This window comes from Acidovorax sp. GW821-FHT09A11 (genome assembly GCF_059418365.1).
The window spans coordinates 286,915-312,094 of sequence record NZ_JBWKPS010000005.1; the positions used below are offsets into that span (position 1 = coordinate 286,915).

41 protein-coding genes are annotated in these 25,180 nt (G+C 65.4%); 36 read left to right on the forward strand and 5 right to left on the reverse strand.

What is annotated here, in order from left to right:
* Window positions 1–2 precede the first annotated feature (2 nt).
* From AC07PV_RS15615 to AC07PV_RS15750, 28 genes are all read left to right on the forward strand, one after another.
* Window positions 3–1,013, forward strand: a complete 1,011-nt coding sequence (locus AC07PV_RS15615; protein WP_494630682.1) for a phage major capsid protein, P2 family — start codon at window positions 3–5, stop codon at window positions 1,011–1,013.
* A gap of 11 nt (window positions 1,014–1,024) precedes the next feature.
* Window positions 1,025–1,726: a phage terminase small subunit gene (gene gpM / locus AC07PV_RS15620; protein WP_494630683.1), complete on the forward strand. Its 702-nt coding sequence runs from the start codon at window positions 1,025–1,027 to the stop codon at window positions 1,724–1,726.
* Between the two features lie 104 nt (window positions 1,727–1,830).
* Window positions 1,831–2,295 carry a head completion/stabilization protein gene (locus AC07PV_RS15625; RefSeq protein ID WP_494630684.1) on the forward strand — a complete coding sequence of 155 codons (465 nt, stop codon included), beginning with the start codon at window positions 1,831–1,833 and terminating at the stop codon, window positions 2,293–2,295.
* On the forward strand, window positions 2,295–2,498 hold the full coding sequence (locus tag AC07PV_RS15630; RefSeq protein ID WP_494630685.1) for a tail protein X: 204 nt from the start codon (window positions 2,295–2,297) through the stop codon (window positions 2,496–2,498). The genes AC07PV_RS15625 and AC07PV_RS15630 overlap by 1 nt, the downstream gene beginning before the upstream one ends.
* A gap of 6 nt (window positions 2,499–2,504) precedes the next feature.
* Complete coding sequence (locus tag AC07PV_RS15635; protein ID WP_494630687.1) at window positions 2,505–2,732, forward strand: hypothetical protein; 228 nt, start codon at window positions 2,505–2,507, stop codon at window positions 2,730–2,732.
* On the forward strand, window positions 2,729–3,301 hold the full coding sequence (locus tag AC07PV_RS15640) for a glycoside hydrolase family protein (RefSeq protein ID WP_494630688.1): 573 nt from the start codon (window positions 2,729–2,731) through the stop codon (window positions 3,299–3,301). The genes AC07PV_RS15635 and AC07PV_RS15640 overlap by 4 nt, the downstream gene beginning before the upstream one ends.
* A complete protein-coding gene (locus tag AC07PV_RS15645) occupies window positions 3,283–3,417 on the forward strand; it encodes a hypothetical protein (RefSeq protein WP_494630689.1) in 135 nt (44 codons plus the stop codon). Before AC07PV_RS15640 ends, AC07PV_RS15645 begins: the two co-directional genes overlap by 19 nt.
* 1 nt (window position 3,418) lies before the next feature.
* Window positions 3,419–3,976, forward strand: coding sequence for a DUF2514 family protein (locus AC07PV_RS15650; RefSeq protein WP_494630690.1), 558 nt, complete (start codon window positions 3,419–3,421; stop codon window positions 3,974–3,976).
* A complete protein-coding gene (locus tag AC07PV_RS15655) occupies window positions 3,960–4,454 on the forward strand; it encodes a phage tail protein (protein ID WP_494630692.1) in 495 nt (164 codons plus the stop codon). The genes AC07PV_RS15650 and AC07PV_RS15655 overlap by 17 nt, the downstream gene beginning before the upstream one ends.
* Window positions 4,455–4,558: 104 nt before the next feature.
* Window positions 4,559–5,023 carry a phage virion morphogenesis protein gene (locus AC07PV_RS15660; protein ID WP_494630693.1) on the forward strand — a complete coding sequence of 155 codons (465 nt, stop codon included), beginning with the start codon at window positions 4,559–4,561 and terminating at the stop codon, window positions 5,021–5,023.
* A 39-nt stretch (window positions 5,024–5,062) separates the two neighbouring features.
* On the forward strand, window positions 5,063–5,695 hold the full coding sequence (locus AC07PV_RS15665) for a phage baseplate assembly protein V (protein ID WP_494630694.1): 633 nt from the start codon (window positions 5,063–5,065) through the stop codon (window positions 5,693–5,695).
* Window positions 5,692–6,042, forward strand: a complete 351-nt coding sequence (locus AC07PV_RS15670) for a GPW/gp25 family protein (protein WP_369642013.1) — start codon at window positions 5,692–5,694, stop codon at window positions 6,040–6,042. The genes AC07PV_RS15665 and AC07PV_RS15670 overlap by 4 nt, the downstream gene beginning before the upstream one ends.
* Window positions 6,039–6,980: a baseplate assembly protein gene (locus AC07PV_RS15675; RefSeq protein ID WP_494630696.1), complete on the forward strand. Its 942-nt coding sequence runs from the start codon at window positions 6,039–6,041 to the stop codon at window positions 6,978–6,980. The genes AC07PV_RS15670 and AC07PV_RS15675 overlap by 4 nt, the downstream gene beginning before the upstream one ends.
* Window positions 6,973–8,184 (forward strand): phage tail protein, encoded by a 1,212-nt coding sequence (locus AC07PV_RS15680; protein WP_494630697.1) that lies wholly within the window; start codon window positions 6,973–6,975, stop codon window positions 8,182–8,184. The genes AC07PV_RS15675 and AC07PV_RS15680 overlap by 8 nt, the downstream gene beginning before the upstream one ends.
* A gap of 6 nt (window positions 8,185–8,190) precedes the next feature.
* Window positions 8,191–10,437, forward strand: coding sequence for a hypothetical protein (locus tag AC07PV_RS15685; RefSeq protein ID WP_494630698.1), 2,247 nt, complete (start codon window positions 8,191–8,193; stop codon window positions 10,435–10,437).
* A gap of 11 nt (window positions 10,438–10,448) precedes the next feature.
* Complete coding sequence (locus AC07PV_RS15690; protein WP_494630699.1) at window positions 10,449–11,099, forward strand: hypothetical protein; 651 nt, start codon at window positions 10,449–10,451, stop codon at window positions 11,097–11,099.
* The gene (locus AC07PV_RS15695) at window positions 11,100–12,017 is read left to right on the forward strand and encodes a hypothetical protein (protein WP_494630700.1); all 918 of its coding nucleotides are present in this window, start codon (window positions 11,100–11,102) and stop codon (window positions 12,015–12,017) included.
* Between the two features lie 9 nt (window positions 12,018–12,026).
* Entirely contained in the window at window positions 12,027–12,695 is a 669-nt protein-coding gene (locus AC07PV_RS15700; protein WP_494630701.1) for a hypothetical protein, read from the forward strand.
* Complete coding sequence (locus AC07PV_RS15705) at window positions 12,692–12,934, forward strand: hypothetical protein (protein ID WP_494630702.1); 243 nt, start codon at window positions 12,692–12,694, stop codon at window positions 12,932–12,934. The genes AC07PV_RS15700 and AC07PV_RS15705 overlap by 4 nt, the downstream gene beginning before the upstream one ends.
* Before the next feature lie 23 nt (window positions 12,935–12,957).
* A complete protein-coding gene (locus AC07PV_RS15710; RefSeq protein WP_494630703.1) occupies window positions 12,958–14,154 on the forward strand; it encodes a phage tail sheath protein in 1,197 nt (398 codons plus the stop codon).
* 38 nt (window positions 14,155–14,192) lie between these two features.
* Window positions 14,193–14,702, forward strand: a complete 510-nt coding sequence (locus tag AC07PV_RS15715) for a phage major tail tube protein (protein ID WP_494630704.1) — start codon at window positions 14,193–14,195, stop codon at window positions 14,700–14,702.
* Between the two features lie 67 nt (window positions 14,703–14,769).
* A complete protein-coding gene (locus tag AC07PV_RS15720) occupies window positions 14,770–15,120 on the forward strand; it encodes a phage tail assembly protein (RefSeq protein ID WP_369642003.1) in 351 nt (116 codons plus the stop codon).
* 8 nt (window positions 15,121–15,128) lie between these two features.
* Complete coding sequence (locus AC07PV_RS15725; protein ID WP_369642002.1) at window positions 15,129–15,245, forward strand: GpE family phage tail protein; 117 nt, start codon at window positions 15,129–15,131, stop codon at window positions 15,243–15,245.
* A 40-nt stretch (window positions 15,246–15,285) separates the two neighbouring features.
* Window positions 15,286–15,450: a hypothetical protein gene (locus AC07PV_RS15730; RefSeq protein ID WP_369642001.1), complete on the forward strand. Its 165-nt coding sequence runs from the start codon at window positions 15,286–15,288 to the stop codon at window positions 15,448–15,450.
* Between the two features lie 30 nt (window positions 15,451–15,480).
* Window positions 15,481–18,006 carry a phage tail tape measure protein gene (locus AC07PV_RS15735; protein WP_494630705.1) on the forward strand — a complete coding sequence of 842 codons (2,526 nt, stop codon included), beginning with the start codon at window positions 15,481–15,483 and terminating at the stop codon, window positions 18,004–18,006.
* Window positions 18,007–18,014: 8 nt separating this feature from the next.
* Window positions 18,015–18,464 (forward strand): phage tail protein, encoded by a 450-nt coding sequence (locus AC07PV_RS15740; RefSeq protein ID WP_494630707.1) that lies wholly within the window; start codon window positions 18,015–18,017, stop codon window positions 18,462–18,464.
* The gene (locus AC07PV_RS15745; protein WP_494630708.1) at window positions 18,455–19,495 is read left to right on the forward strand and encodes a contractile injection system protein, VgrG/Pvc8 family; all 1,041 of its coding nucleotides are present in this window, start codon (window positions 18,455–18,457) and stop codon (window positions 19,493–19,495) included. The genes AC07PV_RS15740 and AC07PV_RS15745 overlap by 10 nt, the downstream gene beginning before the upstream one ends.
* A gap of 37 nt (window positions 19,496–19,532) precedes the next feature.
* A complete protein-coding gene (locus tag AC07PV_RS15750; RefSeq protein WP_494630710.1) occupies window positions 19,533–20,591 on the forward strand; it encodes a hypothetical protein in 1,059 nt (352 codons plus the stop codon).
* Here AC07PV_RS15750 and AC07PV_RS15755 read toward each other — a convergent pair.
* The 5 genes from AC07PV_RS15755 to AC07PV_RS15775 form a co-directional block, all read right to left on the reverse strand.
* Window positions 20,509–21,054, reverse strand: a complete 546-nt coding sequence (locus AC07PV_RS15755) for a thermonuclease family protein (RefSeq protein ID WP_494630711.1) — start codon at window positions 21,052–21,054, stop codon at window positions 20,509–20,511. The two genes, AC07PV_RS15750 and AC07PV_RS15755, sit on opposite strands and share 83 nt — an antisense overlap.
* The gene (locus AC07PV_RS15760; RefSeq protein WP_494630713.1) at window positions 21,012–21,173 is read right to left on the reverse strand and encodes a hypothetical protein; all 162 of its coding nucleotides are present in this window, start codon (window positions 21,171–21,173) and stop codon (window positions 21,012–21,014) included. Before AC07PV_RS15760 ends, AC07PV_RS15755 begins: the two co-directional genes overlap by 43 nt.
* A gap of 247 nt (window positions 21,174–21,420) precedes the next feature.
* Complete coding sequence (locus AC07PV_RS15765) at window positions 21,421–21,834, reverse strand: hypothetical protein (protein ID WP_494630714.1); 414 nt, start codon at window positions 21,832–21,834, stop codon at window positions 21,421–21,423.
* Complete coding sequence (locus tag AC07PV_RS15770) at window positions 21,831–22,085, reverse strand: hypothetical protein (protein WP_494630715.1); 255 nt, start codon at window positions 22,083–22,085, stop codon at window positions 21,831–21,833. Before AC07PV_RS15770 ends, AC07PV_RS15765 begins: the two co-directional genes overlap by 4 nt.
* A complete protein-coding gene (locus tag AC07PV_RS15775; protein WP_494630792.1) occupies window positions 22,082–22,555 on the reverse strand; it encodes a helix-turn-helix domain-containing protein in 474 nt (157 codons plus the stop codon). Before AC07PV_RS15775 ends, AC07PV_RS15770 begins: the two co-directional genes overlap by 4 nt.
* 32 nt (window positions 22,556–22,587) lie before the next feature.
* Between AC07PV_RS15775 and AC07PV_RS15780 the strand changes: the two genes are divergently transcribed.
* The 8 genes from AC07PV_RS15780 to AC07PV_RS15815 all read left to right on the forward strand — a co-directional run bounded on the left by AC07PV_RS15780 (window position 22,588) and on the right by AC07PV_RS15815 (window position 25,179).
* Entirely contained in the window at window positions 22,588–23,127 is a 540-nt protein-coding gene (locus AC07PV_RS15780; protein WP_494630716.1) for a hypothetical protein, read from the forward strand.
* A 14-nt stretch (window positions 23,128–23,141) separates the two neighbouring features.
* Window positions 23,142–23,372 (forward strand): hypothetical protein, encoded by a 231-nt coding sequence (locus AC07PV_RS15785; RefSeq protein ID WP_494630717.1) that lies wholly within the window; start codon window positions 23,142–23,144, stop codon window positions 23,370–23,372.
* A gap of 13 nt (window positions 23,373–23,385) precedes the next feature.
* Entirely contained in the window at window positions 23,386–23,619 is a 234-nt protein-coding gene (locus tag AC07PV_RS15790; protein ID WP_494630718.1) for a hypothetical protein, read from the forward strand.
* The gene (locus AC07PV_RS15795) at window positions 23,610–23,927 is read left to right on the forward strand and encodes an Ogr/Delta-like zinc finger protein (RefSeq protein WP_494630720.1); all 318 of its coding nucleotides are present in this window, start codon (window positions 23,610–23,612) and stop codon (window positions 23,925–23,927) included. Before AC07PV_RS15790 ends, AC07PV_RS15795 begins: the two co-directional genes overlap by 10 nt.
* Before the next feature lie 88 nt (window positions 23,928–24,015).
* Complete coding sequence (locus AC07PV_RS15800; protein ID WP_494630721.1) at window positions 24,016–24,432, forward strand: hypothetical protein; 417 nt, start codon at window positions 24,016–24,018, stop codon at window positions 24,430–24,432.
* Complete coding sequence (locus AC07PV_RS15805; RefSeq protein ID WP_494630722.1) at window positions 24,423–24,578, forward strand: hypothetical protein; 156 nt, start codon at window positions 24,423–24,425, stop codon at window positions 24,576–24,578. The genes AC07PV_RS15800 and AC07PV_RS15805 overlap by 10 nt, the downstream gene beginning before the upstream one ends.
* Window positions 24,575–25,018, forward strand: coding sequence for a hypothetical protein (locus tag AC07PV_RS15810; protein ID WP_494630723.1), 444 nt, complete (start codon window positions 24,575–24,577; stop codon window positions 25,016–25,018). Before AC07PV_RS15805 ends, AC07PV_RS15810 begins: the two co-directional genes overlap by 4 nt.
* Window positions 25,015–25,179, forward strand: a complete 165-nt coding sequence (locus AC07PV_RS15815) for a hypothetical protein (RefSeq protein ID WP_494630724.1) — start codon at window positions 25,015–25,017, stop codon at window positions 25,177–25,179. Before AC07PV_RS15810 ends, AC07PV_RS15815 begins: the two co-directional genes overlap by 4 nt.
* The last annotated feature ends 1 nt before the right edge of the window (window position 25,180 follow it).

Genomic DNA, 25,180 nt, shown 5'->3' on the forward strand with positions numbered 1-25,180 from the left:
ACATGCACCCCAATACCCGCAAGGCCGTCAACGCCTATTGCCGCCAGATTGCTGCCCTCAACGGCGTTGAAAGCATCGGCGAAAAGTTCACCGTTGTGCCCTCCGTGGCCCAGACGCTGGAAACCAAAATCCAAGAATCTGCCGAAGTGCTCAAGCGCGTCAACATCGTGCCCGTGCGCGAGCAGATGGGCCAGAAACTGGGTCTGGGTGTGGGTGGACCTGCGGCAGGTCGCACCAACACCAAGCTGAAGGATCGCGCCACCCGCGATCTGTCGGCCATCGACTCCACGCAGTACCACTGCTTCCAGACGAACTTCGACACTCACCTGGACTACGCAAAAATCGACCTGTGGGCGAAGTTCCCGAACTTTCAGCCGCGCCTGCGCGATGCCCTGGTCATCCGCCAAGCCCTCGACCGCATCATGATCGGGTTCAACGGCACATCCGCCGCCGTCGAAACGGACATTGCGGCAAACCCCATGCTTCAGGATGTCAACAAGGGCTGGCTGCAGCAGCTGCGCGAAACCGCGCCCGAGCGCGTCATGGACGAAGGGGCGGCAGGTGCTGGCGCCATCAAGGTGGGAGACGCCGCCGGTTCCCACTACAAGAACCTCGATGCGCTGGTGTTTGACGCCTTGAACCTCATGGACCCCTGGTTCCATAACGACCCGAGTCTGGTAGTTATGGTGGGCCGCGACCTGCTGCACGACAAGTATTTCCCCATGGTCAACGTGAAGCAGGCTCCCACCGAAGAACTGGCGGGGCAAATCATCATGGCGCAAAAGGCTATCGGCAACGTGCCGGCCGCTGCGGCGCCCTTCTTCCCGGGCGGCTCCATCCTCATCACCAGCTGGGACAACCTGTCCATCTACTGGCAGGAAGAAACCCGCCGCCGCATGTTCACCGAGAACGCCAAACGCGACCGATTCGAGAACTACGAAAGCGTGAACGAAGCCTACGTGGTGGAGAACGTGGGCAAGGCCGTGCTGCTGGAAAACATCGAGCTGGTTTGAGCGGGCGCCCCATGACTTCCCCCGCCAAAGCCCACAAACTGCGCGTGCTGGCCGAGCTGTCGGCCAGGGCCGCGCCCCATGGACAGGAGGTCCGGGGCAGCGCCTATGAACTGATGCGGCGCCAGCTGGCAGAGCACAAACGCGTGCTGCGTGGCATCCAGTCGGTTGAACGCAAGATCGAGGCAAAGCGCGAGCTGCTGCCCATGTACGACGAATACCTGACCGGAGCCATCGCGGGCGGCCAGGGTGGGCACGACATGGTGCTGGCCACGCTGATGGTGTGGCACATGGACACCGGCTCCTGGCGGCGCGCCCTGGAGCTGGCCGGCTATGTGATCGCCAACGGCCTGGCCATGCCCGAGGAATACACGCGGACCCCGGCCGTGATCCTCATCGACAACGCCGCCACGGCAACGCTGGACGGGACCCTGTTCGGCGATGAGGCCGTGCGCGTGCTCGCCGATGTGGCGCAGCTCACCGAGAGCCACGACGCACCAGACCAAGCCCGCGCCAAGCTGCATAAGGCTATCGGCTATGCCCTGGTGGGCCGCACCCCTACCCACACGCCCGACTACACCACGGTGGACGAAACCAAGGCCCGCGCGGCCATGGCGCACTTCACCCGTGCGAACACGTTGTTTGCGCAAGTCGGCGTGAAAAAAGACATGGAGCGCATGGAGCGGCGTTTGAAGAACGCCGCGCCCGCCTCCTAACCGAGCGTACCCCGCACCCTGGCGGCTCCTGTGTCTGCCTCACTGCAATGCGCAAGCAACGCACGAAAGGCAGACACAGGACCACCGCCACCTGAACACCCGCCATGAGCTTCATTGCCTCCGCCAATCCGCCCATCTCCGAAGAGGATGCACAGGTCAACAATGACCCGTGGTTTCCCAGCATCGAGGCATCCAAGGTCCGCGCGTCGTGCCTGCTGGATGGCACGGTCACGGCCGTGCGCCTGGCTGACGCCATCGAAAGTGCTATCGACACCGTGAACGGCGAGCTGCGCGATTACAAGACCGCGCAGCTAGCCCAGGGAGTGGCATCGCTGAGCGCGGCCGGTGACGGCCGGCAGGCAGGCCGCTACCTGCGCGCCATCCACGCGCACGTGCAGGCAGACCTGGCCGAGGTGTATCGCGAAATCGACACCACGCCGCATAACGACAGCAAAACAGAACGCATCCGCGAACGCATCGAAGCGAAGGTGGCAGAGCACCAGCGCCGGCTGCGCTGGGCCATCTCCGACCTGTTGGGCCGGCCCCGAAACACCGTGGAACTCATCTGATGCGCGCCGTTGCCCAAGAGCACGAAATGCTGGACGAACTGTGCCAGCGCACCACGGGCGCCACGGCCGGCGTGGTGGAAGCCACGCTGGCCGCAAACCCGGGCCTCGCTGCGCTGGGGCCGCGCCTGCCTGTCGGCACCGTGGTGCAGATCGTGGTCCCGCCCAAGCAACCAAAAAAACAAACCATCAACCTGTGGGACTGAAACACCATGGACCGTGAAAGCATCCTTAAAGCCTTGGGCATTGAAGTCGCCAAAGCATCGCCACCCGTTGCCGTGGTGGCCCATCAAGCCGCGACCGGGTGGACCATGAGCCACACCCTGCAGGCTCTGACCATCGTCTATGTGGCTGTGCAGCTGGGCTACCTGCTGTGGAAGTGGCGCAATGAACGCGCCGAACGCAACGCCAAGCGCGCCGCCTACGGGGTGGAGCCATGAGCACCACCCTGCGCCAGGGCCTGGCCCGCGTGGCAGTGGCCTGCCTCACCATGTCAGCGGCCGGCTTTGCCGCCTGGACCGCCTCCGAGGGCGACGGCCCCACCAGCGTGCAGGCCGATGGCGTTGTGGTGCATCTGCCCTACATCCCCACGAAAGGTGACGTGCCCACCATCGGCCACGGTTCCACCCGGTACGAGGACGGCACGCCCGTGCGCCTGACCGACCCGCCCATCCCGCGCCAGCGCGCCCAGCAGCTCGCCCGCAACCTGCACACCCAGGATGAAAAGCGGTTCAAAGCCAGCCTGCCGGGGGTGTTGCTCCATCAGGGCGAATACGACCTCTACGAAGACTTCGTGGGCCAGTACGGCATCGGCAATTGGCGCAAGCCTGGTTCCCCTCGCACCTGGCTGCTGCGGGGCGACTACCCGGGGGCGTGTGAGGCCCTGCTGACCTGGCGGTTTCAGGCCGGCCGGGACTGCAGCCTGCCGCGGAACTGGGGGCCGCAAGGCTGCAGGGGCGTGTGGACCCGTCAACAAAGGAGGCATGCCAAATGTGTGTCGATGCTCTGAAAAAGGCCGTCAAGGTCATGGCCATCACGGCGGCCGTGTTGGTGGTGCTGGTAATCGTGGGCCTCGCCGCCCTCTACTTCACCTTCTGCGGTGGCCACCCGCACGGGCTGTGCTGACATGCTGACCACCCTACGCGCCAACGCCTGGAAATACACCGCCCTTGCCCTCGGGCTGGGCCTGGGCTTCGGGCTGCTGATGCAGACCCTGCGCCTGGCCGAAGCCCGGCTGGAAACCGCCCACACCGAAAACACCCTGCAGGCCGAGCGCACCACAGCCGCGCGGGCCGCCCTCAAAACCTCGGAACGCTACCGCAAGCTAGGAGAAAACCACCGTGACGAAATCGCCCAAAACGACGCCGCGGCACAAGCCGCCCTTGCTGCTGCTGATGCTGGCCGCGCTCGCGCTGTTGATGCTCGCAACCGGCTGCAGCGCGACCTTGCCGACTACCTCACCCAGCACCGTGCCGCCGCCCAGGCTCGCGCCGCTGCCGGCCAGTGCGCGCCAGACACCTCTGCCGCCGATCTGCTCGCCGACCTGTTCAGACGCGCTGATGAAAGAGCGGGAGAGCTGGCGCACATTGCTGACAATGCCCGCCCGCGTGGCCTCACCTGCGAGCGAGACTATGACAGCGCCCGCGCCATGATGGAGGCCGCCCAGAATGGAAAAACCGAATAGCCTGCGCGACACGCTGACCAAGGCATTGCCAGCGCTCAAGAAAGACCCGCAGAAACTCGCCATCTTCATCACGGGCGGCCGGGTCATGCACACCGGCACCGAGGCGCTGTCCTGGGAATACGCCTACACCCTGCGCGCGCTGCTGCTGGACTACGCTGGCCACGCCGATGCCGTCATGGCCCCGTTGGTGGGGTGGATGAAGCGCAATCAGCCCGAGGTATTCGACAACCCCGAGCGGCGCGCCCGCGCCATCCGTTTCGAGGCCGAGTATCTGAACGCCAAGGCCATCGACCTGCAGATCGAACTGGAGCTGACAGAGCGCGTTATCGCCCGCCCGCGTGCCAGCGGCCCGGCCGGTGCGTTGGACCTGATCCACCCCAAGGAACCACCGCCACCGCTGGCGATCCTGCAGGCCGAGCACTGGGAGGTGTTCCTGCGCGACGAGAAGCTGGCAGAGTGGGACTACGACCCCCGATGAAATACCTGTTCACCGTCTGCTTTCTGCTGTGGGAGGGCTATCAGCGCATCCGTGGTCGTTGGCGCCGCTGGGTGCGTGCCCGCCAGCGTGGGGACCACTGAGCCATGGCCGACAACTTCATGCAGCTGGAAGGCTGGCTGGCGCCACTGCTGGACCGCCTCACCGATGGCGAGCGCCGCAAGCTCGCCCTGGAGATTGCGCGCGAGCTTCGCCGCGAGAACGCCGCCACCATCCGCGCGCAGCACGGGCCAGACGGCGAAGCCTGGGCGCCGCGCAAGAACCCACTGCGCGACCAACGCGGGCAGCTGCGCAAACGCAACGCCCAACGCCTGTTCGCAAAGCTGGCCGGCGCCAAGCACCTGCGCGCGCAGGTGGAGGGCGGCGACGCCGTGGTGGCCTTCGCCGGGCGCACCGAGCGCATTGCGCGCGTGCATCACTTCGGCCTGCGCGACAGCGTGAGGCCCGGCGGCCCGGAATACGACTACCCGGCGCGCCCGCTGCTGGGCATTTCCGACGACTTCACCAAGCGGCTGCAGGACCGTTTGCTGTCACACATCGCCGACCGCTGAACTGCTGCATGTGTGCGGCCCGCACACAGGGCAAACCGCGTGCTTTATCGCGCACGCGCGGGCACCATCAATCGCATGGAAAGCCCCGTCGATTTACCCGAATCTCCGTTTGAAATCCTGCGCCGCCTGGAGAACATGGTGCGCGCAGGAACCATCGAAGCGGTGCGCACCGGCAAGCCCGCGCGCTGCCGGATTCGCTGCGGCGGCCTGCTCACCAACTGGATTCCCTGGATAGCCGGCCGCGCCGCTGGCGAAGCGGGTTCGGTGTGGTGGCCGCCTGTCATCGGCGAGCAGGTGCTGATGTTCGCGCCCGGGGGAGACCTCATGAACGCCGTGGCGCTGCCCGGTGCCTACAGCGACAAGAACCCCCAGGGCAGCGACAACCCCAAGCTGTTCCGCATGGACTTCGGCGGGTCCGGCTACATGTCGCACGACGCCGAGGGCGGCCTTCTCAAGATGGAGACCGTTGGAAGCATCGTGCTGGCCGTCATGTCGTCCTCCATCACGATCACAGAGGGCTCCATCGAGCTGGAGGCCGGCGGCAGCAGGCTGACCATCAGCGCCGAAGGGGTGAGGGGAACGCCGGACGTGCTGGCGCAAAACATCAGCCTGCTAAACCACCTGCACCCCGGCGTGAAACGCGGCGGCGAAGAAACGGACCCGCCCGTATGAACCGCAACACCGGTCACGCCATCACCGGACTGGACCACCTGCGCCAGTCGCTGGGCGACATCCTCACCACGCCCATTGGCTCGCGCGTCATGCGCCGCGACTACGGATCGCTGGTGCCCGAGCTGATCGACCACCCCGACAACCTGGCCACCCAGGTGCGCGTCTTCGGCGCCGTGGCGAGCGCGCTGATGCGATGGGAGCCACGTTTCCGGCTGTCGCGCATCGAATCCCTGCGTGACCCTGAACGCAAGGGCGCGGTGCTGTTCCGCCTTCACGGCACCTACGACCAGCGCGGGCGCGTCGGGCCGCTGTCCCTGAGTGTTTCCGTAACGGGCCGCGCAGCATGAGCACCCTCGACCTTTCCGCCCTGCCCCGCCCTGCCGTGGTCGAAACCCTCGACTACGAAACCGTGCTGGCCGACCTGCGCGCCGACCTGCTGCGCCTGTACCCCGCAGCTGCCGAGGTGCTGGCCCTGGAGAGCGAACCGCTCAACAAGCTACTGGAAGTTGCCGCCTACCGCGAACTGGTGATACGCGCCCGCATCAACGATGCCGCCCGCGCCGTCATGCTCCCGTGGGCCGTTGGCACGGACCTGGACAACCTGGCGGCCCGCTATGACCTGGCACGCCTGCCCGGTGAAGATGACGAACGCCTGCGCTCGCGGGTGCTGATGGGCTATCACGCGCTGTCTGCCGCTGGCAGTCCGACCAGTTGGCGCCTTCGCGCAATGTCGGTGTCGGTGGACGTGCGCCAGGTGGATGTGTGGGCCGACCGCCCCGGCCGCGTGAAAGTCTGCCTGCTGGCCCGCGTGGCCGCAAACGCCAACGATGTGACGCCCGACCAGCAGGCCGTGGGCCGCGCGCTGTTCGGCGAACACCCCCAGGCCGGGGCCAATTCCATGTGCTGGCGCGTGGCCGTGCCCGGCGATGCCATCGTGGGCCAGACCGAAGCCGCGCTGCTGGCCGAGGACGTGCGCCCCCTCACTGTCGATGTGGACGTGACGGCAGCGCGCGTGCTGCCCCTCGCCGTGGCGGCCACGCTGGTGCACCCGCCGGGCCCGGACGGCGCCCTGCTGGCCGCTGGCGCTGCCGCCCGGGTGCGGGCACTGGGCGCCCGCGCGGCATTCCGGGTCGATGTGACCCGCGCCGCCCTGATGGCCGCCCTCATGGGCGACGGCATCCGCGACGCGGTGCTGGCCACACCTGCCGCCGACATTGCCGCGGGGCGGGGGGAAATCCCCGTCATCACGTCCATCACCGTCACACCACAGGCGCGCCATGACTGACCGCCACCACCTGCTGCTGCCCAACGCCACGCCCCTGGAGCGCGCGGCATCGTCCGCCATGGGGCCGTGGACCGTGGGCGACTCTGCGCTTTCGACGTTGCAAGATCCGTTGCGCATACCCGCGCACCTGCTGCCCCACCTGGCCCTGGCCGAGGATGTGCCCGTGTGGCCCCAGGGCGAGGCCGAGCGCCGCGCCGTCATCAAGGCCAGCCCGCGTTTGCATGCCCTCATCGGCACGCCCCGGGGCCTGCGCGAACTGGCCCGCCTGGCAGGTGCCCGCATCGAGCGCCTGGAAATGCCGCCCGCCAAAACCTTCCTGGGTTACTGGGACGGTGAAAGCCGCGCAAAGTGGCTGGCCGCCCATCCCGAGATGCGCATCTACAGCCAGCGCGAGCGTGCACCCTGCGAAGGCCTGATGCTGGGCCACGGGTTCGTGGCCGCAAAGGCCGAGCCACCAGCCCGCACCAGCGCCATGGCACGCAGCGCCGTGCGCACAGAGATCCGCTACCCATCCGGCCAGGTGCAACCACTGACCACCCACGGCTGGAGCGCCATGGACCAAGAGCACACCGCCACCGTGGACCTGGCCCGCCGCGCCGGTGCCCGGGGCCAGCACCTGGGCCAGCCGCTGGCCGGTGTGTTGAGCCGCGCAGACGCATCCACCCGCTACTGGCGCGTGCAGAACGTTACCTACCGCGAGCGCCTGCAGCTGCTCACCTTGAAGCAAATGGCGCCATCCCTGGCGCCCCTGTCGCCCGATGCCGAGCCCGTGGCCGAGCGCGCGCCGCGCCCGCATGTGCTGTGCGCCGGCCTGCCCCTCGCGGGCTTCACCGTGCGCAGCGACAGCGCCCGGCGCATGTACGCCCGCATCCGGCTGCACGACCCGGCCGTGGCCAACGTGCCCAAGCACGGCCCCGCGTACCTGGGCTTCACGCGCCTGTCCAGCCCGCCATTCATCGCCCTGGCCCATGTGCGCATGCCAGAGCGGCGCCAGCCCTTCGCCATGGCGGGCAGCGCCATGAATGCCGCGCTGTCGGCCGGTGGCGCCCGCGAGCGCATGGCCCCGGTACTGGACGCCATGGACTGGGCGCGGGCCGCACACGACAAGGTGCTGGTGCGCACCCGGCTGCATGCCACCGCGCGCGCCAGCCGCATCCACAAGGCCGGCGCCGTGCTCGCCGGCCAAACCATCAACAGGAGCTAAACCCCCATGGAAAAAAGCGTCATATTCCGCGACCGCCAAGAGCTGCAGGCCGCCGACCTCAACAACTCCCAGGCCTGGGGCGACGAAGCCCACCGGCATCTCGTGACGGACGCCATCACGGCCGAACGCCAGTTCACGGGCCTCACCGTGTCGGCACGCAGCGCCACCGAGCTGGAGATCGCCACGGGCCGGCTGTATGACGGCCCCACAGGCAAGGTGTACGCGCTGGACGCCGCGCAGGTGCAATCGGTGTTCGCCATGCTGCCCCTGCAGGATCAAAAATGGGTGGCGGTCAGCGCATTCGGTGCCGAAGAAGACACCGATATCCAGCCGCGCGATTTCTTGCTGGACCTGCAGACCCGCGAGGTCGAACCCGAGGCCGTGGCCATGCAGCGCCGCCGTGTGGCGACCGTGCACATTGCCCAGGGCCTGGAGTCCCCCACGCCCGAGCGGCCCGAGCCGCCCACGGGCTACACGCTGATCGCCCATGTGCGCCTGTCGCCCACGGGTGTGCAAGAGGTGGTGCTGGCCGATACGCGCCGCCTGCCGAACCTGCAGCGCATCGACGCCCGCGTGCGCACCGCGGAGGGCTGGATTCTGGCGGCCGAACCGCGCATTGCCCACATCATGAGCGACATCGCCGGGCTCGCGTCCGACCTGGCCACCCGCGCCAGCCTGGAGCATGTCTCCCAGTTGGGCGTGGACATGGCAAAGCTCAAGGAACGGATGGAAATCCCGGATGACTACGTGTTCTACGGGTCCGACCACTTCCTTGACGCCGGCGAAAGCGACCCCGCCCACGCGGGCTACAACGCCGACACTTTCGAGGGCATCCGCCCGGCCATCGCGGCCCAGCAGACCGGCGCCCTGTCGCTGCTCAACCCCATGGACCCCGAGGCCCGCACCAGCGCCGCCGGGCTGATGCTGCCCGCGTTCGATGAAGTCACCCGCCTGCGCATGGAGAACCGGGCGGGCGAACTGGCCATCAACCAATACCAGTACCAGACCCTGAACGCCGTTCAGAAAACCCTGAGCCGCGAGCGCGTGCGCACCGGCGAAACGCTCACCTACTGCACCAATAGCGCCTTCTGGAAATCCGGCGTGTACGACCCGGTAACCGGCATCCTGCGCAGGGGCGATGAAGTGTGGACGGTGGACCCGGCCGACCAGGCGCGGGCCGCCATCGACCACCAGTTTCTGCGCGTCACGCGCGTCTGGATCGACCGCTGGGAGGAACCCTACTGGGACATGGTGACCACCAACTACGTGGTGCAGGGCTCCGTGCTCGCGCAAACCGTGCTCATGGCCCAGACGGGCTGGCTCACCAGTGTGGAAATCTTTGTGACCAGCGCCGACGCGGCCGGGGGCCTCACCGTGCTGGTAACCGAGGCCGCCCTGGGCCAGCCCGACATGGAAAAGGTCTTGTCCCGCGCCACCCTGGCGCCCGGCGCCGTCACGGCCGGCTGGCTCAAGGTGGCCTTGCCCGACCCGCTGCTGGTGGAAGCGGGCAAGCGCTACGCCGTGGCGCTGGTGACCGGCGCGGGCCACCGCGTGGGCTTCACCGAGGGCACGGAATACACGCAGGGCATCCTGATGTACACGCAGGATGGCGCCTACTTCACCCAGGCGGCCGAGCGCGATCTGATGCTGCGCCTGAACTTCGCGCGCTTCACCTCGCCCCGGGCCGTGGTGCAGATGCAGCCGCTGCAGCTGGCGGGCGGTGTGCAAGAGCTGGACTTGCTCTATGACAGCGCCGTGCCGGCCGGTTGCCGCCTGGTGTGGGAGTACCAGACGGGTGGCCTGTGGCGCCCCGTCACTCCCGACACCCCGCCAGCCTTCGGTGGGGCGGCCCTGGTGCCGCTGCGCGCGGTGTTCATCGGCACGCAAGACCTGATGCCCGCCGTTCGCCCTGGCAATGCCCAGGTCACGGTGCGCCGTCGTGGCACGGCCTTTGTGCACGTCAGCACCGACCGCGTGTTGGGCACTCCATCGCAAACCATCCGGGTGCGTCTGCTGCTGGAAGACTTCAGCGCCGCCGCTGGCCATACCGTGGACTGCCGCCTGATCGTGGGCGCCAACACTGTGGCGGCCACATCGTTCCGCGATGAAGTTGTGGACGGCCGCAGCCTGTGGCGCGAGTTCCGCTTTGCCCTGGGCGCCAATACCGGCGCGTACCGCATCCGCATCGACGGCGCCGGCGTGACGGGCGCCCACCCCTGGCACGTGGCCGAGCGCTACGACCTCGCGCTGTAAGCGGAGCCGACATGCCAAAACGATTCGAGGCATACCGCATGCGCGATGGCGTGACGCCGTTGTCCGAGGACTTCTTCAATGGGGTTTTCGGCGATATCGACGCGCGGATCGCAGAACTGGAAGCGCGCCGCGCGGACCTGCAGGGCGTGGTCGATGAGCTGACGCAATTTGGCCTGGCGCGTATCGACACGCTGGTGGGGCCGGCCATGGCCGAAGTGGCCGTCATGCTCCAGCAGCTGCGCGACCGGCGCGACGAACTGGAAGCGGCCATTGGCAACGTGGGCGACCTGGCCACGGGAACGCAGCTGGGCGCGGCCATCGCGGCCGAGGCCACGGCACGAAACGAGGCCATCGCGCTGGCCGTGCAGGCCGAGGCCACGGCGCGCGAAGCTGCCCTGGTGGCCGAAGCCGCGGCCCGCACTGCCGCCATTGCGCTGGCCACGGCCAAGCCCAGCGCGGCCACCTACACCTACAACGCGGCCGGCCGCGTGTCGGGCATCACCGAGGCGCTGCCCGCGGGCGAGCGCATCAGCACCCTGACCTACGACGCCACCGGCCGCGTGGCCACCGTGGCCGAGGCCCTGGCGGGCAAGACGCGCACCACCACCTACGCCTACGACGGTTCCGGCCGCGTGGCGGGCTTTGCGGCAGTGGAGGCGTAAATGTCCGAAGCACTCATCGCCCCCACATACGCCGAAGTCGCCCAGATGCACCGGCATTTCAAACTGCTGTACGGCAACCCGCTGGCACTGGACTACCTGCTTGCCACGCCCGCGCCCACGGGCGCGCAGCTGCAGGCCTGGCTGGCCACGCCCGCCAATCTGGTGGCATTCCAGCAGCTGGTTACCGCGCCCAACGGCGCGGCGGCCGTGTGCGCCAGCGGCGGGGCCATGGCGGCCGTGGCCGGCAGCACCACGGCCATGCAGTACATCCTGGGCAGCAGCGCCGGCCTGAACGCCATGCTGTTTTCCAACACCGCCATGGGCGCGGTGGCGCCCAGCAACGCGGCCATGACGGCAATCATCCAGAGCGCGGCGGCGCGCAATTCCTTGTCGGTCAACCGGCTTGCGCTTGCGGTGGTGGCCGAGAATGCCGGCGCCGTGTCCTTGATGGCCGAGCACGCCGACACCATGGCGGCCGTGGCCGCCAGCGTGGACGGCATCCGCGCGCTGGCCGCCAGCGCCACCGCGATGAATGTGATCGCCGCCAGCGCCAATGCCATGGTGGCCATCCTGGCCAGCGCCACCGCGCGCGCGGCCGTCTACGACTCCACCGTCGCGTGGAACGCCATCGCGGCGGCGCCGGCGGCCCGCGCTGCGCTGTCCAACGCTGCTGTTCAACACAACACCAGCGCGTCAACGCACACCTACCCCACCGGGGTTGCCGCAGGGGTGCGGGTGGCTTTCATCCAGCAAAGGACCACCTCGTCGGGCTATCCGTCCTTCGCCGGGGCCAGCGCCGACACCTATGCCACGGCAAGCGTCGCGTTCATCGACCGCTACGTGCGGGTCACGGGGCTGACGCACCGAATCGAAAACGTCTCATTTGGCACCTACGTGCGCTACGTGGTCATGCAGTAAGGCCCGCCCATGAAAACCCAACTCATCATCATCGACGGCGCTATTGCCGGAACCACCACCCCGGGCGACCCCAACGGCTACACGCTGGTGGACGCGCCCGAGGGATTCGACGGCGACCTGTCGGCCCTGGAATACGACGCCCAGGCCGGCGCGGCGCGCCTGTCGCTCGCGGGGATGAAGGCCCGCCGCATCGCCGCCATCAAGGCCGAGGCCGCCACCCACCTGGCCGCCAGCGCATGGAAGCTGCAGCGCGCCAGCGAGCGCGAGAAAGCCGGCTGGCTGCAGCTGGCGGACGTTGCCACCGTGCTGGCCGAACGCGAGGCCGTGCGCCGCAGCAGTGACGCCGCCGAAGCGGCCGTGCTGGCGCTCACCGATGTGGCGGCCGTGCTGGCCTTCGCCTGGGCGGCCGATGACGTGGCCGTGACCGCGCCCCGCCTGCTCACGCATGAACAGTTCATCCGGCGGTTCACCCCGGCCGAGTGGGAGGCCATGACGGCCGCCGCCCGTGCGAATGCGGCCATGGACGCCTGGATGCGCCGTTTCACGCTGGCCTCGTTCGTGAACCTCGATGACCCGGCCACGGCCGCCGGCGTGCAGGCGCTGGAGCTGGCCGGCATCCTGGCCGCAGGCCGCGCCGATGAAATCCTGGGCGCCGAGCCCTTGGAGGCCGCCCCATGAAAGCCTGGCTGCTGAACCTGGCCATTGCCCTGGACCAGCTGGCCAACGTGCTGTTGGCCGGCGCGCCCGACGAAACCCTTTCGAGCCGCGCGCACCGCATGCGCGCGAAGGGGCACCGCTGGTGGGGGTGGACCGCCGCCGCCATCGACGCGCTGTTCTTCTTCGACCCCGACCACTGCGCCCGCGCCCATGCATCCGAGAAACGGCGCCTGCAGCAACCGGCCGACCTTCGCAACTAACCCCCCCATCCACAGGAGAACCCATGGCTACCCAAGCAAACTACCACCACGGCGTGCGCGTTGTCGAAATCAACGAAGGCCAGCGCAATATCCGCATCATTTCCACGGCCGTGATGGGCCTGATCTGCACGGCCAGCGACGCGGACGCCGCCGCGTTCCCGCTCAACACCCCAGTGCTGGTGACCAAGGTGGACGCCGCCATTGCCAAGGCCGGCACGCTGGGCACCCTGTCCGGCGCACTGACCGCCATCCGCGACCAGGCCCGCCCCATCGTCGTGGTGGTGCGCGTGGCAGACGGCGAGGGCGTGGACGCCGCCGCCAAACTGACGGACCAGAATGGCAAGGTCATTGGCGCCGCCGTGGGCTCGCAGTACACCGGCATGCAGGCGCTGCTGGCCGCAAAGGCCAAGCTGGGCGTGCAGCCGCGCATCCTGGGCGCGCCGGGCCTGGACACCCAGGCGGTATCCACCGCCCTGGTGGCCGTGGCGCAGAAGCTGCGCGCGTTCGTCTATGCCGAGGGCTACGGCGAAGACGTCAGCGAGGTGATGGACTACCGCCAGAACTTCGACGCCCGCGAGCTGATGCTGATCTGGCCCCGCGTGAAGGTGGCCACGCCTGGCACGGGCGTGGTGGTGGACGCTTCGCCCGTGGCCTACGCCATGGGCCTGCGCGCCAAGATCGACGCCGAGCAGGGCTGGCACAAGACGATTTCCAACGTGCCCATGAATGGCGTTCTGGGCATCAGCAAAGACGTGTTTTGGGACTTGCAGAACCCCGACACGGACGCGGGCCTGCTCAACGGCGCGGGCATCACGACGCTGATCCGCAATCAGGGCTTTCGCTTCTGGGGTTCGCGCACCTGCGCCACCGACGAACTGTTCACCTTCGAGAGCGCCACGCGCACCGCGCAAATCCTGGCCGACACCATGGCCGAGGGCCATTTCTGGGCGGTGGACAAGCCTCTGCACCCCAGCCTGGTGAAAGACATCCTCGAAGGCATCAACGCCAAGTTCCGCGAATTGAAGCGCCTGGGCTACGTGCTCGGGGCCAGCGCCTGGTTCGACGAAGAGGTGAACGAAGCGGCCACGCTCAAGAACGGCAAGTTGACGCTGGACTACGACTACACGCCCGTGCCGCCCCTGGAAGACCTCACCTTTCAGCAGCGCATCGGCGACCGCTATTTCGCCGACTTCGCCCTGCGCGTGGGCACCGGCGAATAGGGCCGCACCACACCACCGATTGACCACAGGAGAACACCATGGGACTACCCCGCAAGATCAAGAGCTTCGCCACCTTCGTGGATGGCGTCAACTACGTGGGCGAAATGCCCGAAGTGGGCCTGCCCAAGCTCGCCCGCAAGATGGACGATTACCGCAGCGGTGGCATGAACGCCCCCGTGAAGGCGGATTTCGGCATGGAAGGCATGGAGGCCGAGCTGACGGCCGCCGGCTACATGAAGGAACTGTTCGTCAGCTGGGGCACGCTGCGCCATGACGGCGTGCTGCTGCGTTTCGCCGGCGCCCTGCAAGGCGACGACAGCGAGAGCGTGGACGCGCTGGAAGTCGTCATGCGCGGCCGGTTCTCTGAAATCGACCCCGGCAGCGCCAAGGCCGGCGAAGCCACGGCCATCAAGTTCAAGGCCGCGCTGAGCTACTACAAGCTGACGATCAACGGCGAAACCATCATCGAGATCGACGCCGTGAACATGGTGGAAATGGTCAACGGCGTGGACCGCCTGGCCGAAGTGCGCGCCGCCCTGGGCGTCTGACGCCCGACACATACGCGCGGCCCCACGCGGGCCGCGCCTTCTTTCCTTCTTTTCCTGACCCCTTGCCATGAACACACCGACCCAAACCACCACCGCCGCCGCTCCCGCTGTTGCCATCGCCGCCCCCGGCATCCCCGTGGGCATCGCGCTGGATGCGCCTATTCAGCGCGGCGCCCAAACCATCACCCACGTGCAGGTGCGCAAGCCCAACGCGGGCGCGCTGCGCGGCCTGTCGCTGGTGGAGGTGCTGCAGATGAACGTGACGGCCCTGCAGACCCTGCTGCCACGCGTGACGGAACCGCCGCTGCTGAAACAGGAAGTCGCCCTGATGGACCCCGCCGACCTTGTCAGCCTGGGCACGGAGGTGGTGGGTTTTTTGGTGCCGAAAGCGCAGCGGGAGGCATTCCAGAGCGAGTAGAGGACGCCATGGCCGACCTGGCCCTGGTGTTCCATTGGCGGCCCGTCGACATGGACTCCATGACGGTGGCCGACCTGATGGAGTGGCGGGAGCGGGCGCGCGAGCGCCACGAGCGCCAGGAATGACCCGCTGAACCCTGCGCCATTGGATGTGCAAGAATGAACCATGATCTTTACCGCCCTCACGATTCTGCTGATCGCAGCCCTGGCCGTCATCGGCCTGGGCGTTGCGCTCCTGCCCGTGTATGTGTGGATGCAGGCGCGCGACCGGGCATCCGCCGCCGACTTCGCCGAAGCGAAGCGCATCCTGGGCAACGACTTTCCCGCCTGATTTCCCGCGCTGGCGGCCGTGGGGGCCGCCATGGCTGACAACCTGCGTTTGCGGGTGGTGATGGATTTTGTAGATCGCATCATCGCCCCCTTGAGGCGCGTCAGCGCCGGCAGCAGCGAGGCCGCCCGCGCGCTCAAGGCCGCGAAGGAAAGCCTCAAGGCACTCAACGCCCAGCAGGCCCAGGTGGGCGAGTTCCGCACGCTCAAGAGCGAACTGCAGGACACAGCCGCAAAGCTGGCCCAGGCCCGCGGGCGCGTGGGGGAGCTGGCGCGCGCCTACGGCCAGACGGCCGAGCCCACGCGGGCCATGACACAGGAACTGGCGAAGGCCAAGCGAGAGGCGGCAGCGCTGGGAAACCAGCACGACAGCCAGCAGGCGAAGCTGCAGAACCTGCGCACCAGGCTGTCGGCCGCCGGCATCAGCACGCGCGACCTGGCGAACCACTCGCAGCGCCTGCGCACCGACATTGCCGCAGCCAATACCACCATCGAGCAGCAGACCGCCAAGCTCAAGGCCAACGGCGAGCAGCAGCGCAAGCTGGGCGAACTGCGCAAGCGCCACGGCCAGGACATGCTGCACGCCGGAATGATCGGCGCCAGCGGCGCGGCCATGATGGCCGGGGGGAACAAACTGGCGGGGCCCCTGCGTTCCGTGGTGGGCGCCTTCATGCCGGCAGAAGTGTCGGAATCGCAGCTGCGCGCGTCCATGATGGGCAAGGCCGGCGACGTGGGGCCGGAGTTCCAGCAGATACTGGACCTGGCCACGCGCCTGGGCGACAAGCTGCCGGGCACCACGGCCCAGTTCATCGACATGATGACCATGCTTCGGCGCCAGGGGATGACCTCGCAATCCATCCTGGGCGGCCTGGGCGAGTCTGCCGCGTACCTGGGCATTCAGCTGCAGATGCCCGTGACTGCTGCCGCCGAGTTCGCAGCCAAGATGCAGGACGCCACGCAGACCAGCGAAAAGGACATGATGGGCCTGATGGACATGATCCAGCGGGCGTTCTACTCGGGGGTCGATCCAACAAACATGCTGCAGGGCTTTACCAAGATGGGGGCGTTGATGCCGCTCATCGGGCGTGAGGGCCTCGAAGCGGGCAACATGCTTGCCCCCATGCTGGTGATGATGGATCAGGCCGGCATGAAAGGGGAAGCCGCAGGCAACGCCATCCGCAAGGTGGTGCAGCTGTCGATGGATGCCGAAAAGCTGGCCAAGGCAAACAAGATGCTCAAGGGCGAGGGCGTACAGCTGGAGTTCTATAACAAGGCTGGCAAGTTCGCGGGCTTTGACAACATGTTCGCCCAGCTGGACAAGCTCAAGGGCGTGGACAGCGACGTGAAGCGCATCGCGGCCATGAAGAAGCTGTTTGGCGATGACGCTGAAACCCATGAAGTGCTCAATACCCTGATGAAAAAGGGCATTGCCGGCTACCGCGAGGTGGTGGCCAGGATGGAAGCCCAGGCCGACCTGCGCAAGCGCGTGGACTCCCAGCTCAAGACATTGAGCGCGGCCGCCGAGGCGGCACAGGGCAGCTTCACCAACATGCTCAAAGATATGGGCGCCACCATCGCGCCTGATCTGGTGCTGCTGCTGAACAAGCTTGGCGAAATGGCCAACGCCATGGGCGCCTGGACGCGCGAGAACCAGGGCGCCGTGAAATGGGTGCTGCGCATAGTGGGTGCGCTGGCCATTGGTGCCACCGCGCTGGGTGCCATCGCCCTGGCGTTCGCATCGGTGATGGGGCCCATGCTGCTGTTTCGCTTTGGCCTGGCCCGCCTCGGGATTTTGCTGCCGGGCATCGGCACGGCCTTCAGCGCGCTGTTGACGGTTGCCCGGGCGGTGGGCCTGTTCCTGATGGCGAATCCCATCGCGGCGGCGCTGCTGGCGATTGGTGCGGCGGCGTACTTCATCTGGAAGAACTGGGATGCCCTGGGCGGCAGCATCCCGGCGGTGCTGGCCACCATCGGCGCGCACTTCCTGAACTTCTCGCCGCTGGGCCTGCTGTACCGCGCGTTCGCTGGTGCCCTGAGCTGGCTTGGAATCCAGCTGCCCGCAACGTTCTCGGAGTTCGGCGGCCACATCATCGACGGCCTGGTGAACGGCATCACCCGGCGCGCGGCGGCCTTGCGCGATGCAGTGGTGGGCGTGGCCGAGGCGGTGGGCGGATGGTTTCGCGAAACGCTGGGCATTGCCAGCCCGTCGCGCGTGTTCATGCAGTACGGCGGCTGGATTTCCGAGGGGGCGGCCCTGGGCATAGCCGGTGGCCAGGGCGCCGTGCGTACCGCGGCGCTGGCCATGGCCACGGCGGCCACCGCCACCATGCCGATGGCGGCCGACGCGGCGGCGCTGCGCATCGACAACCGGCCGTCGCTGATGGCCCAGGGCGCCGGGGTGGCCGCGCCCATGGGCGGCAGCACGCACATCAGCATCACCATCAACCCGGCCCCCGGAGCGGACCCCCAGGCCATCGCGCGTGCGGTGTCGGCCGAGCTGGACCGGCGCGAGAGCGCAAAGCGCTCGCGCGTGCTGTCGCAGTACGGCGAAATCGACTAGGAGCACCCATGCTGTTTTCTTTGGGGCAGTTCGCCTTCGGGCTGCAGACCCTGCCCACCGACCAGTTACGCAGAGTGGCCGCATGGCGCCACCCCAGTAGCTCGCGCGTAGGCGCCAGGCCCGCACGCCAGTTCGTGGGCCAGGGCGACGAAGCAATCAACCTGTCGGGCGTGCTGGCGCCAGAGTTCGCGGGGTCCATGCGTTCGCTCGACGCACTGCGCAAGATGGCCGACAGCGGCAAGGCGTGGGCATTGGTGTCGGGCGGAAACCCATGCGAAGTGTTCGGCGCCTTCGTGATCGAAAACCTTACGGAAACACGCTCTGTGCTGATAGACACCGGCGCAGCTCGGCGCATCGAGTTTGACCTACAGCTGATGCGCGTGGACGATGAACGCGCCGAGCCAGCGGGCGGCGTGGACCCGTGGCCGGTGGATGACTATTGGGAGTGGTGGCTGTGATCGCCGCGCCCGACTACCTCAAAACCAGCCAGCTACACCGCGCACCCACGTTCACACTGGTGGTGGACGGGCGGGATATTTCCAAGAAGGTGGAAGCGCGCCTGGTGTCGCTCACCCTCACCGAAGCCCGAGGCGGCGAAGCCGACCAGCTCGACCTGGTGATAGACGACAGCGACGGCCGCATGGGAATCCCTGCCAAGGGTGCAGAGCTGGCCCTGGCCCTGGGCTGGGAAGGCAGCGGCATGCAGGACAAGGGCACGTTCGACGTGGACGAGGTGGAGCACAGCGGATCGCCCGACACCATCTGCATTCGCGCCCGGTCTGCCGAAATGCGGCGCGAGCTGCGCACCCGCGCTGAGCGCAGCTACCACGGCAAGAAGCTGGGCGAGATCGTGGGCGACATTGCGCGGCGCAACGGCCTGCAGGTGCGCATAGACGACAGCCTGGCCAACACCCCGGTGGAGCACATCGACCAGACGCACGAGAGTGACCTGCACTTCCTCACCCGCCTGGCAAAGAAGCACGACGCGGTGGCCACGGTGAAGAAAGGCCGCCTGGTGTTCAAGCCCATAGGCAGCACCAAGGCCGCCAACGGCGACGACTTGGAAACCATCACCATCACCCGCGCCGATGGCGACCGGCACCGCTACCACTCAGCAGACCGCAACGCATACAGCGGCGTGCGGGCTTACTGGCACGACCCGAACGCGGCCGAAAAAAAGAGCGTGCTGATAGGCGATCAGGACAACGAAAAACGCCTGAAAGACACCTACGGCAGCGAGGCCGACGCCATGGCCGCCGCGCGGGCCGAGCGCGGGCGCATCGAGCGCGGCAAGGCCACGATGGAACTAACGCTGGCCCTGGGCCGCCCCGAGCTGATGCCGCAAACCCCGGTGGTACTGCAGGGGTTCAAGGATGTGATCGACAACACGCCATGGCTGGTGGTGAAGCTGACACACAGCCTGGGGGATAGTGGGTTGACCACGCGGATAGATCTTGAAACTCGGGCACTCCCGCCTGTAGCAAAATGAATCATTTGAAACACTCTACTGATACGGGAGGAATTTGATGAGCAACGAGCATAGCTATTTTCGATCACCTACGATACTGCGTGCATTGAATGATATTGAACAATTCATATCAAAAGACACTCATCCACAAGAAAATAGACCCTTATTCACCTTACTGATTATTGCGATTCATGAAATATATAGCATCGACGAACCAGATAATGAAATTTTTCCCAACGCTATAGCGGCGTATAAATCGCAGCTAGACAGACTATTCAGTGATCCAATACTAGGCATTCATGATAACATGGCAGGTCGCCTTCTAGGCATACTCTACTATTTTTTTTCAGAGCGAGAGTTTCATCTAAAAATCCAATCAAACGCAATATCGGAAATAGATCGAAATTTAGAAAAACTTGACGATGCCACTAGGATACTAATATTTCGCATGCGTCAGATGGTTGGAGTAGATGTGGTAAAGCACTATTTCAATCATGCTGACTTTGAAACCATTCGGGAGCTTTTAACCAGCCACTCCGCAGCACATTCTGAAAAAGAAAAGTGGAATGCGGAATTTCAAGCTCAAACCAAAGCCATTGAAGATAATAAACGCTACCTGGATAGCATGCGAACGGAATATGGCTTTGTTGCGCTTAAATACGGTTTCCAAAGGCTCCGCGATGAAAAACGATCACAAGCCGCAACATCATTCAGCTTTTTAGTTCTTTTTGGTGCAGCACTGCTGATTGTGCCTTTTCTGGAAATACTCTACGCGATTGAGAAGGGTATTGACAAAGATATTAGCCTGCCTACGCTATTAGCGCTTGCCGTGCCAATGATCACGATACAAGTGCTTCTGATTTATTTTTTTAGAATTATTCTTACAAATCATAGATCACTTCGTGCGCAACAACTGCAAATTGATTTGCGAATATCAATATGCCAATTTTTCGAGAGCTACTCCGAATTCGTAAAGAAAAATGACAAGCTACAAAACAGCCTTGCGAAATTCGAAAACATGATGTTTAGCAGCATCATGGCCAATGAGGCGGAGATACCGTCTGTTTTTGATGGAACTGAGCAATTGGTGAAAATTGTGGAAGCATTACGCAAATAACATCGCTTTCATCAAGAGCATCCGAAGCGATAGCTGTGGAAGCGTCCAAACGGGCCGGCGGCCTAGCGTGCGCCCTTCCGCCAGTCCCATGGGGGCACAGGCTGCGTATCGGTCCAAAACCTGCGCCCCGTACCTTTGCATCTGATTCTGCAAACTCATACTGGCCGCGCTCTTGCGGCGATTGCTCGCTCGCGTAAACCCGATACCACCAAGCCATGCCGGTGGTCACCATGGCCAGGCCAGCGTCCAAGGTGCGAGGCCCGGAAGATGTAGAAACTGGGTTCACCCACACTGAACACACATGGCGCTGGTAGCGATCCATCTTGCTGCAGCGCAGGTCGGCCCATCGGTTGAAAGTCAACTCACTGAGGGCCTGCCGCGAGCGCGTGCCAAAGGGCTGCTTTTTCTCTGGCGCGTCTATTACCCCCGCACCCAGATGGGCGTGGCATCCACAATGGTGCACACCTTCTCCAGCCGCCCCATACGCACCACTGCGCCCGCCGAGTAGGTGCCGCCCTGGTAGTGGCAGGCCATGGGCGGATCGGGCGCGGCCGGGTTGCGCGGTGTGTCGGCATCGAGCACGGCCGCAATACACGCTGATGCCAACGCTACGCTGACAGCGCCAAAAAAAAAGCCACGGCGGTGGGGCCGTGGTTTGTTTTTGAAACGTATTTGTTGATGTGGGTCACTGCGTTACCCGCTACCACCTGGCCCGCATCGTGGCCAATCATTACCTTCCCTTGTCCCTGCACGTTGTTCCTTGTTGTTGATGTACAGGAACAAATTCTTACATGTGCCGTGCACGGCGTGACAAGGGAAATTTCTGTATCTACTTTGCTCCCGACGCAGGCGCCGCAGGTGCTGCAACTGCTGGGGGAATGTTGATGATGATGGGCTGGGGCGCGGGTTGCGCGGCTGGTGCGGCGTCTTTCGCAACCTGGGCAGCGCCCTGAAAGGTTGCCACGGTCATCTGCTGGATACCAATGCCCGTGCCAATCACTGCAGCGATCATTGAAAGGATGATCGCTACGGCAGAGCCTGCTATCCACCACTTGAACTGCCCCACGTCGTGAGCAACGGTGTCGATTTTTGTTTCGACACGCGCGAGCCGCTCTCGCGTGTCTACGGCGAAATCTTCAAGCTTGGCAATACGGGCTTCCATCACACCATTATCCGGCGGTTGTCCATCACCCTCCAAGCGTCGTGCGAATTGATCCAGCCGGTGAACGTTGTTCTCGCTCATTTCTTCCCTTCGGCGTCCACAAGTGATCCGGTGATCACTTCCAGCATCTGAGTCAACATCTCTTTGTCAGTCGCGGACCATTCCCGAGCAAAGCTGGCCTTCGGCGAGAGCATCCTTTGTAAGTTTGAAAGGAGTCGCTCAGAGTCGATGGCCTTGGTCTTTGCGAGTTCTTCAATAAGCGCAGCTACAGCGCCGGCGAGCACAACCGCGGCGACTGTGTGCGGACTCCCATCAAAACTGCTCATCGTCATTTCCCTTTCTGCTTGCCGCCGACCTTAAAGGTCATGGGCCCGGAAACGGTCTGATCGCCGTTCACCTGCTGGCCCACGTCGCCGCCGATGGTGACGGTATTGCCGCCCGGGGCAGGCCCCTGCCCCACCTCCTGCAGGTAGCCGCGCAGCACGGGGCTACCGCTGCGCCAGCGCGTCAGCAGGGTGGATTCCGCGTCACTCAAACGCCCTTCGGAATCGCTGCTTCGCCTGCCCGTGACGATGTAGAGCACATCGGCGCCCTCGTCGGCAATGGCCTGCAGATAACTCGCATCTGGGCTGCGCTCGCCTTTCTCGTAGTTGATCTGCGTGGCCTTACCCACGCCGCCACGTGCCGCGAACTCCGTTTGGTTCAAACCCATCCGGGTGCGCTCTTCCAAAAGGCGGGCGCCAATAGTCAAAATATTTTCTCCAATACATTGACAGGTAAACGTTTGTTCACCACAATGCACATACGTTGTAACCAATTCACTCCAGATAGTACATGCACAGCAACACCACGCTGCAAACCAAATCCACCGAATGCCAGCCTGCGGTGGGTGCCCCCTGGAAGGGGTTCACTGGCTCTATCGGCAAGCTGGACCCCGCCCTGCGTGCGGTGCTGTTGGCAGGGCAGGCTGGGGTGGCGGTGAGGGCGGGCGCTGATGTGCCAAAGCCGCAGCGCTACGTGCTCGCTTGGCCCGTTCTTGGGTCAAAGGATCTTTGGTACGCATGTGACCGCAGGGGCGCCACGGGCTTTGCATGGCGTCGGCACGGCGAGCCGTTGGAGTTCTCACGGGCTGATCTGGTGCATCTCGCACCACGCCTCAAAGTCGTCGCTTCCAAACTCTTGGCTATCCCGGTCGAGCGCTTCCGGGTCGGTCCCCTCAACAAGGGTCACCACAAAAAAGCGGGGGTCGGCGTCGGGGTCGTCAAGGTCGGGGCCGAAGACCTCGCCTACACACCACTGTCTGCCGTCATTCGTGGCGAAAACGCGCCCTACCTTCGGTGCTTGCATCTGGTCCCTTTCTTCGGATCGAAATGACTATGTACACATCCTTGACCACCCCACCCGCCGCCCGCCAGGCCGCCCCAGGCCCCGCCCTGACGCCCGACCGTCTGGTGCACGACAAGCCCATCGCGCTGCGCCTCACCCAGACCGAGCGCGATGAGGCCTTCCAGCTGGCCGGCGAAGAAAGCCGCAGTGCCAGCAGCTTTGCCTTGCACGCCTACCGCCTGGGCGTGGCCGAGCACAAGCGCCGCCGCGCCGCCCTGGCTGGCAACGCCTGAAGGCCGCCGCACTGTGCAACGCCTTCACATCTTTCTGAAATCGCGCCGCGTGGGCCTGTCGAACGCCCGTGCAGGCATCGCCCCCATGGCGAAGGCCCCGCAGCGTCAGCAGCAACCCGGCGAGCCGCGCGACCTCTTTGACGCCATTGTGCTGGCGTGGATTTCGGCCAGCGCAGAGCCCGCGGGCGTTTGTGCGCACTACTTCACGCCCACTGCAGCTATTGAGGACAGCAACCCATGCGAATGATGTGCCCGCACTGCAAACAGAACGCCTACACGCGCCACAGTGGGCAGCTGACCAACACCAGCCGCGAGACGATCTTCTTTTGCCGCAATTACGAATGCGGCCATGTCTTTAGCGCCGTGACGGAAATCAACCGCACGATTTCCCCCAGCGCGACGCCCGACCCCACGGTGGTGTTGCCCCTGTCGTCCCACATCAAGCGGGCCTTGCTGCAGCAGCAGCTGCAGGCCATGCCAGCGGCCGACTACCAGCCGCGCCATGGCGGCTTTGTGACGGGCGACCTTTTCGCAGCGATGCCCGCCGCCGGGTAGCGCCCGCCCCCTCCCCTTTTCCACACGCCTGACGGTGCCCCTTTTGGGCACTGCGGGGATTCGTTCGCCTTGAGTTTTTGGAGTGCCTATGAACACCATCAAAAAGACCGCCCCGCAGTCCGAGTTGTACGACGCGGTAGTAGAAGACGCAAAGAACCGGTGTGCGTTGCGCGTGCTTGAGGCCAAACGCATAAAGGGACCTCTGGCGCTGCTGCAGCCGAGCATGGCCGCAATCGGGGCGGCGGGTTTGGATGTGCGCCCGTCTGACATTTTTGAGTTCTCACGGGGTGGGCGCACTGGAATTCACCTGGCAACTGGTCCCGATGAACAAAGGCGGCGCCTTTACGGGGTGCTGGTTTCTGAAGGGCTGCGCGAGACGGCGCGCAGTGGCACAAGCGGTGGCAGCTGCCTCGTGACCCTTGAGCGCGGCGAGTTGGTCGTAGGGCTGTGCTTTGTTGACGGCGAATCCGAGGTGCCAGCAAGGGGTGGTGAAGCATGCGCTTGATCGCCTTCCGTGTATCTCTGCTGGCCCTCGCGGTGGCCACATCGGGCGCGTGGTTTGAAGCCGAGCCCCTGGTTTGGTTGTCCATCGCCTTGTCGCTGGTAGCTGTTGCCGCCATCGTGGCCACGCTGGCGGGGGTGGCCCCTTGACCCGCGTTCGTCGTGTGCAGCCCGTGGTGGCGGTGGACAGCGTGCACTACCGCCAGCTATCGCATCTGGGGTATCAGCACTTCCTGCGAATGCGGGAGCTGAAAGACCTTGCGGGCCAGCTTCGCATGCTTGAAAGGCTGATGCCTGCAGCACGTGCCGCCGATGCGGATATCTATGGCGGCGAGGTGGAGCGCGACCTGTGGGCGCACGGCCGGGGCCTGCTGATCGAGGAGTCGTACGCCGCAAATGGTGGTCGACGCGCTGGCGTAAGCAGAAACGAAATCCTGGCGCGCGTGTTTCAGGAACAGGGCGCGCGAGAGCTTGAGCGCCGACAGCTGGAGGGCTCTCGCTATCTGCTGGTGCTGGTGAAGGGCCACCTGCGGGTGACGCTTCCTATTCGGCCTGTCGTCTACAGCGAGCGGGGGGCGGTGTATCTATGAACGTCACAGCCTGTTTCCGTGTGACGCACATCGACGTGCACCACCGCCGCCGGCGCATGCGCGTGCAGGCCGTGAACCGCCTCAGGGCCGTGGCCTGGGTCGAGCAGCTGTACGGCGATGCCTGGTACATCGCGGCCGTGCGCGAGTTTGGGGGCCGTTGAG

Excerpts from the sequence above, each read along its gene's own strand:
- AC07PV_RS15805 (WP_494630722.1), top strand. The coding sequence starts at position 24,423 with ATGCGCTTGATCGCCTTCCGTGTATCTCTGCTGGCCCTCGCGGTGGCC.
- AC07PV_RS15680 (WP_494630697.1), top strand. The coding sequence starts at position 6,973 with ATGACTGACCGCCACCACCTGCTGCTGCCCAACGCCACGCCCCTGGAG.
- AC07PV_RS15795 (WP_494630720.1), top strand. The coding sequence starts at position 23,610 with ATGCGAATGATGTGCCCGCACTGCAAACAGAACGCCTACACGCGCCAC.
- AC07PV_RS15625 (WP_494630684.1), top strand. The coding sequence starts at position 1,831 with ATGAGCTTCATTGCCTCCGCCAATCCGCCCATCTCCGAAGAGGATGCA.
- AC07PV_RS15735 (WP_494630705.1), top strand. The coding sequence starts at position 15,481 with ATGGCTGACAACCTGCGTTTGCGGGTGGTGATGGATTTTGTAGATCGC.
- AC07PV_RS15705 (WP_494630702.1), top strand. The coding sequence starts at position 12,692 with ATGAAAGCCTGGCTGCTGAACCTGGCCATTGCCCTGGACCAGCTGGCC.
- AC07PV_RS15700 (WP_494630701.1), top strand. The coding sequence starts at position 12,027 with ATGAAAACCCAACTCATCATCATCGACGGCGCTATTGCCGGAACCACC.
- AC07PV_RS15730 (WP_369642001.1), top strand. The coding sequence starts at position 15,286 with ATGATCTTTACCGCCCTCACGATTCTGCTGATCGCAGCCCTGGCCGTC.
- AC07PV_RS15770 (WP_494630715.1), bottom strand. The coding sequence starts at position 22,085 with ATGACGATGAGCAGTTTTGATGGGAGTCCGCACACAGTCGCCGCGGTT.
- gpM (WP_494630683.1), top strand. The coding sequence starts at position 1,025 with ATGACTTCCCCCGCCAAAGCCCACAAACTGCGCGTGCTGGCCGAGCTG.
- AC07PV_RS15740 (WP_494630707.1), top strand. The coding sequence starts at position 18,015 with ATGCTGTTTTCTTTGGGGCAGTTCGCCTTCGGGCTGCAGACCCTGCCC.
- AC07PV_RS15690 (WP_494630699.1), top strand. The coding sequence starts at position 10,449 with ATGCCAAAACGATTCGAGGCATACCGCATGCGCGATGGCGTGACGCCG.
- AC07PV_RS15670 (WP_369642013.1), top strand. The coding sequence starts at position 5,692 with ATGAACCGCAACACCGGTCACGCCATCACCGGACTGGACCACCTGCGC.
- AC07PV_RS15750 (WP_494630710.1), top strand. The coding sequence starts at position 19,533 with ATGAGCAACGAGCATAGCTATTTTCGATCACCTACGATACTGCGTGCA.
- AC07PV_RS15685 (WP_494630698.1), top strand. The coding sequence starts at position 8,191 with ATGGAAAAAAGCGTCATATTCCGCGACCGCCAAGAGCTGCAGGCCGCC.
- AC07PV_RS15720 (WP_369642003.1), top strand. The coding sequence starts at position 14,770 with ATGAACACACCGACCCAAACCACCACCGCCGCCGCTCCCGCTGTTGCC.
- AC07PV_RS15630 (WP_494630685.1), top strand. The coding sequence starts at position 2,295 with ATGCGCGCCGTTGCCCAAGAGCACGAAATGCTGGACGAACTGTGCCAG.
- AC07PV_RS15615 (WP_494630682.1), top strand. The coding sequence starts at position 3 with ATGCACCCCAATACCCGCAAGGCCGTCAACGCCTATTGCCGCCAGATT.
- AC07PV_RS15815 (WP_494630724.1), top strand. The coding sequence starts at position 25,015 with ATGAACGTCACAGCCTGTTTCCGTGTGACGCACATCGACGTGCACCAC.
- AC07PV_RS15650 (WP_494630690.1), top strand. The coding sequence starts at position 3,419 with ATGCTGACCACCCTACGCGCCAACGCCTGGAAATACACCGCCCTTGCC.
- AC07PV_RS15655 (WP_494630692.1), top strand. The coding sequence starts at position 3,960 with ATGGAAAAACCGAATAGCCTGCGCGACACGCTGACCAAGGCATTGCCA.
- AC07PV_RS15645 (WP_494630689.1), top strand. The coding sequence starts at position 3,283 with ATGTGTGTCGATGCTCTGAAAAAGGCCGTCAAGGTCATGGCCATCACG.
- AC07PV_RS15710 (WP_494630703.1), top strand. The coding sequence starts at position 12,958 with ATGGCTACCCAAGCAAACTACCACCACGGCGTGCGCGTTGTCGAAATC.
- AC07PV_RS15675 (WP_494630696.1), top strand. The coding sequence starts at position 6,039 with ATGAGCACCCTCGACCTTTCCGCCCTGCCCCGCCCTGCCGTGGTCGAA.
- AC07PV_RS15725 (WP_369642002.1), top strand. The coding sequence starts at position 15,129 with ATGGCCGACCTGGCCCTGGTGTTCCATTGGCGGCCCGTCGACATGGAC.
- AC07PV_RS15660 (WP_494630693.1), top strand. The coding sequence starts at position 4,559 with ATGGCCGACAACTTCATGCAGCTGGAAGGCTGGCTGGCGCCACTGCTG.
- AC07PV_RS15715 (WP_494630704.1), top strand. The coding sequence starts at position 14,193 with ATGGGACTACCCCGCAAGATCAAGAGCTTCGCCACCTTCGTGGATGGC.
- AC07PV_RS15780 (WP_494630716.1), top strand. The coding sequence starts at position 22,588 with ATGCACAGCAACACCACGCTGCAAACCAAATCCACCGAATGCCAGCCT.
- AC07PV_RS15800 (WP_494630721.1), top strand. The coding sequence starts at position 24,016 with ATGAACACCATCAAAAAGACCGCCCCGCAGTCCGAGTTGTACGACGCG.
- AC07PV_RS15695 (WP_494630700.1), top strand. The coding sequence starts at position 11,100 with ATGTCCGAAGCACTCATCGCCCCCACATACGCCGAAGTCGCCCAGATG.
- AC07PV_RS15640 (WP_494630688.1), top strand. The coding sequence starts at position 2,729 with ATGAGCACCACCCTGCGCCAGGGCCTGGCCCGCGTGGCAGTGGCCTGC.
- AC07PV_RS15635 (WP_494630687.1), top strand. The coding sequence starts at position 2,505 with ATGGACCGTGAAAGCATCCTTAAAGCCTTGGGCATTGAAGTCGCCAAA.
- AC07PV_RS15765 (WP_494630714.1), bottom strand. The coding sequence starts at position 21,834 with ATGAGCGAGAACAACGTTCACCGGCTGGATCAATTCGCACGACGCTTG.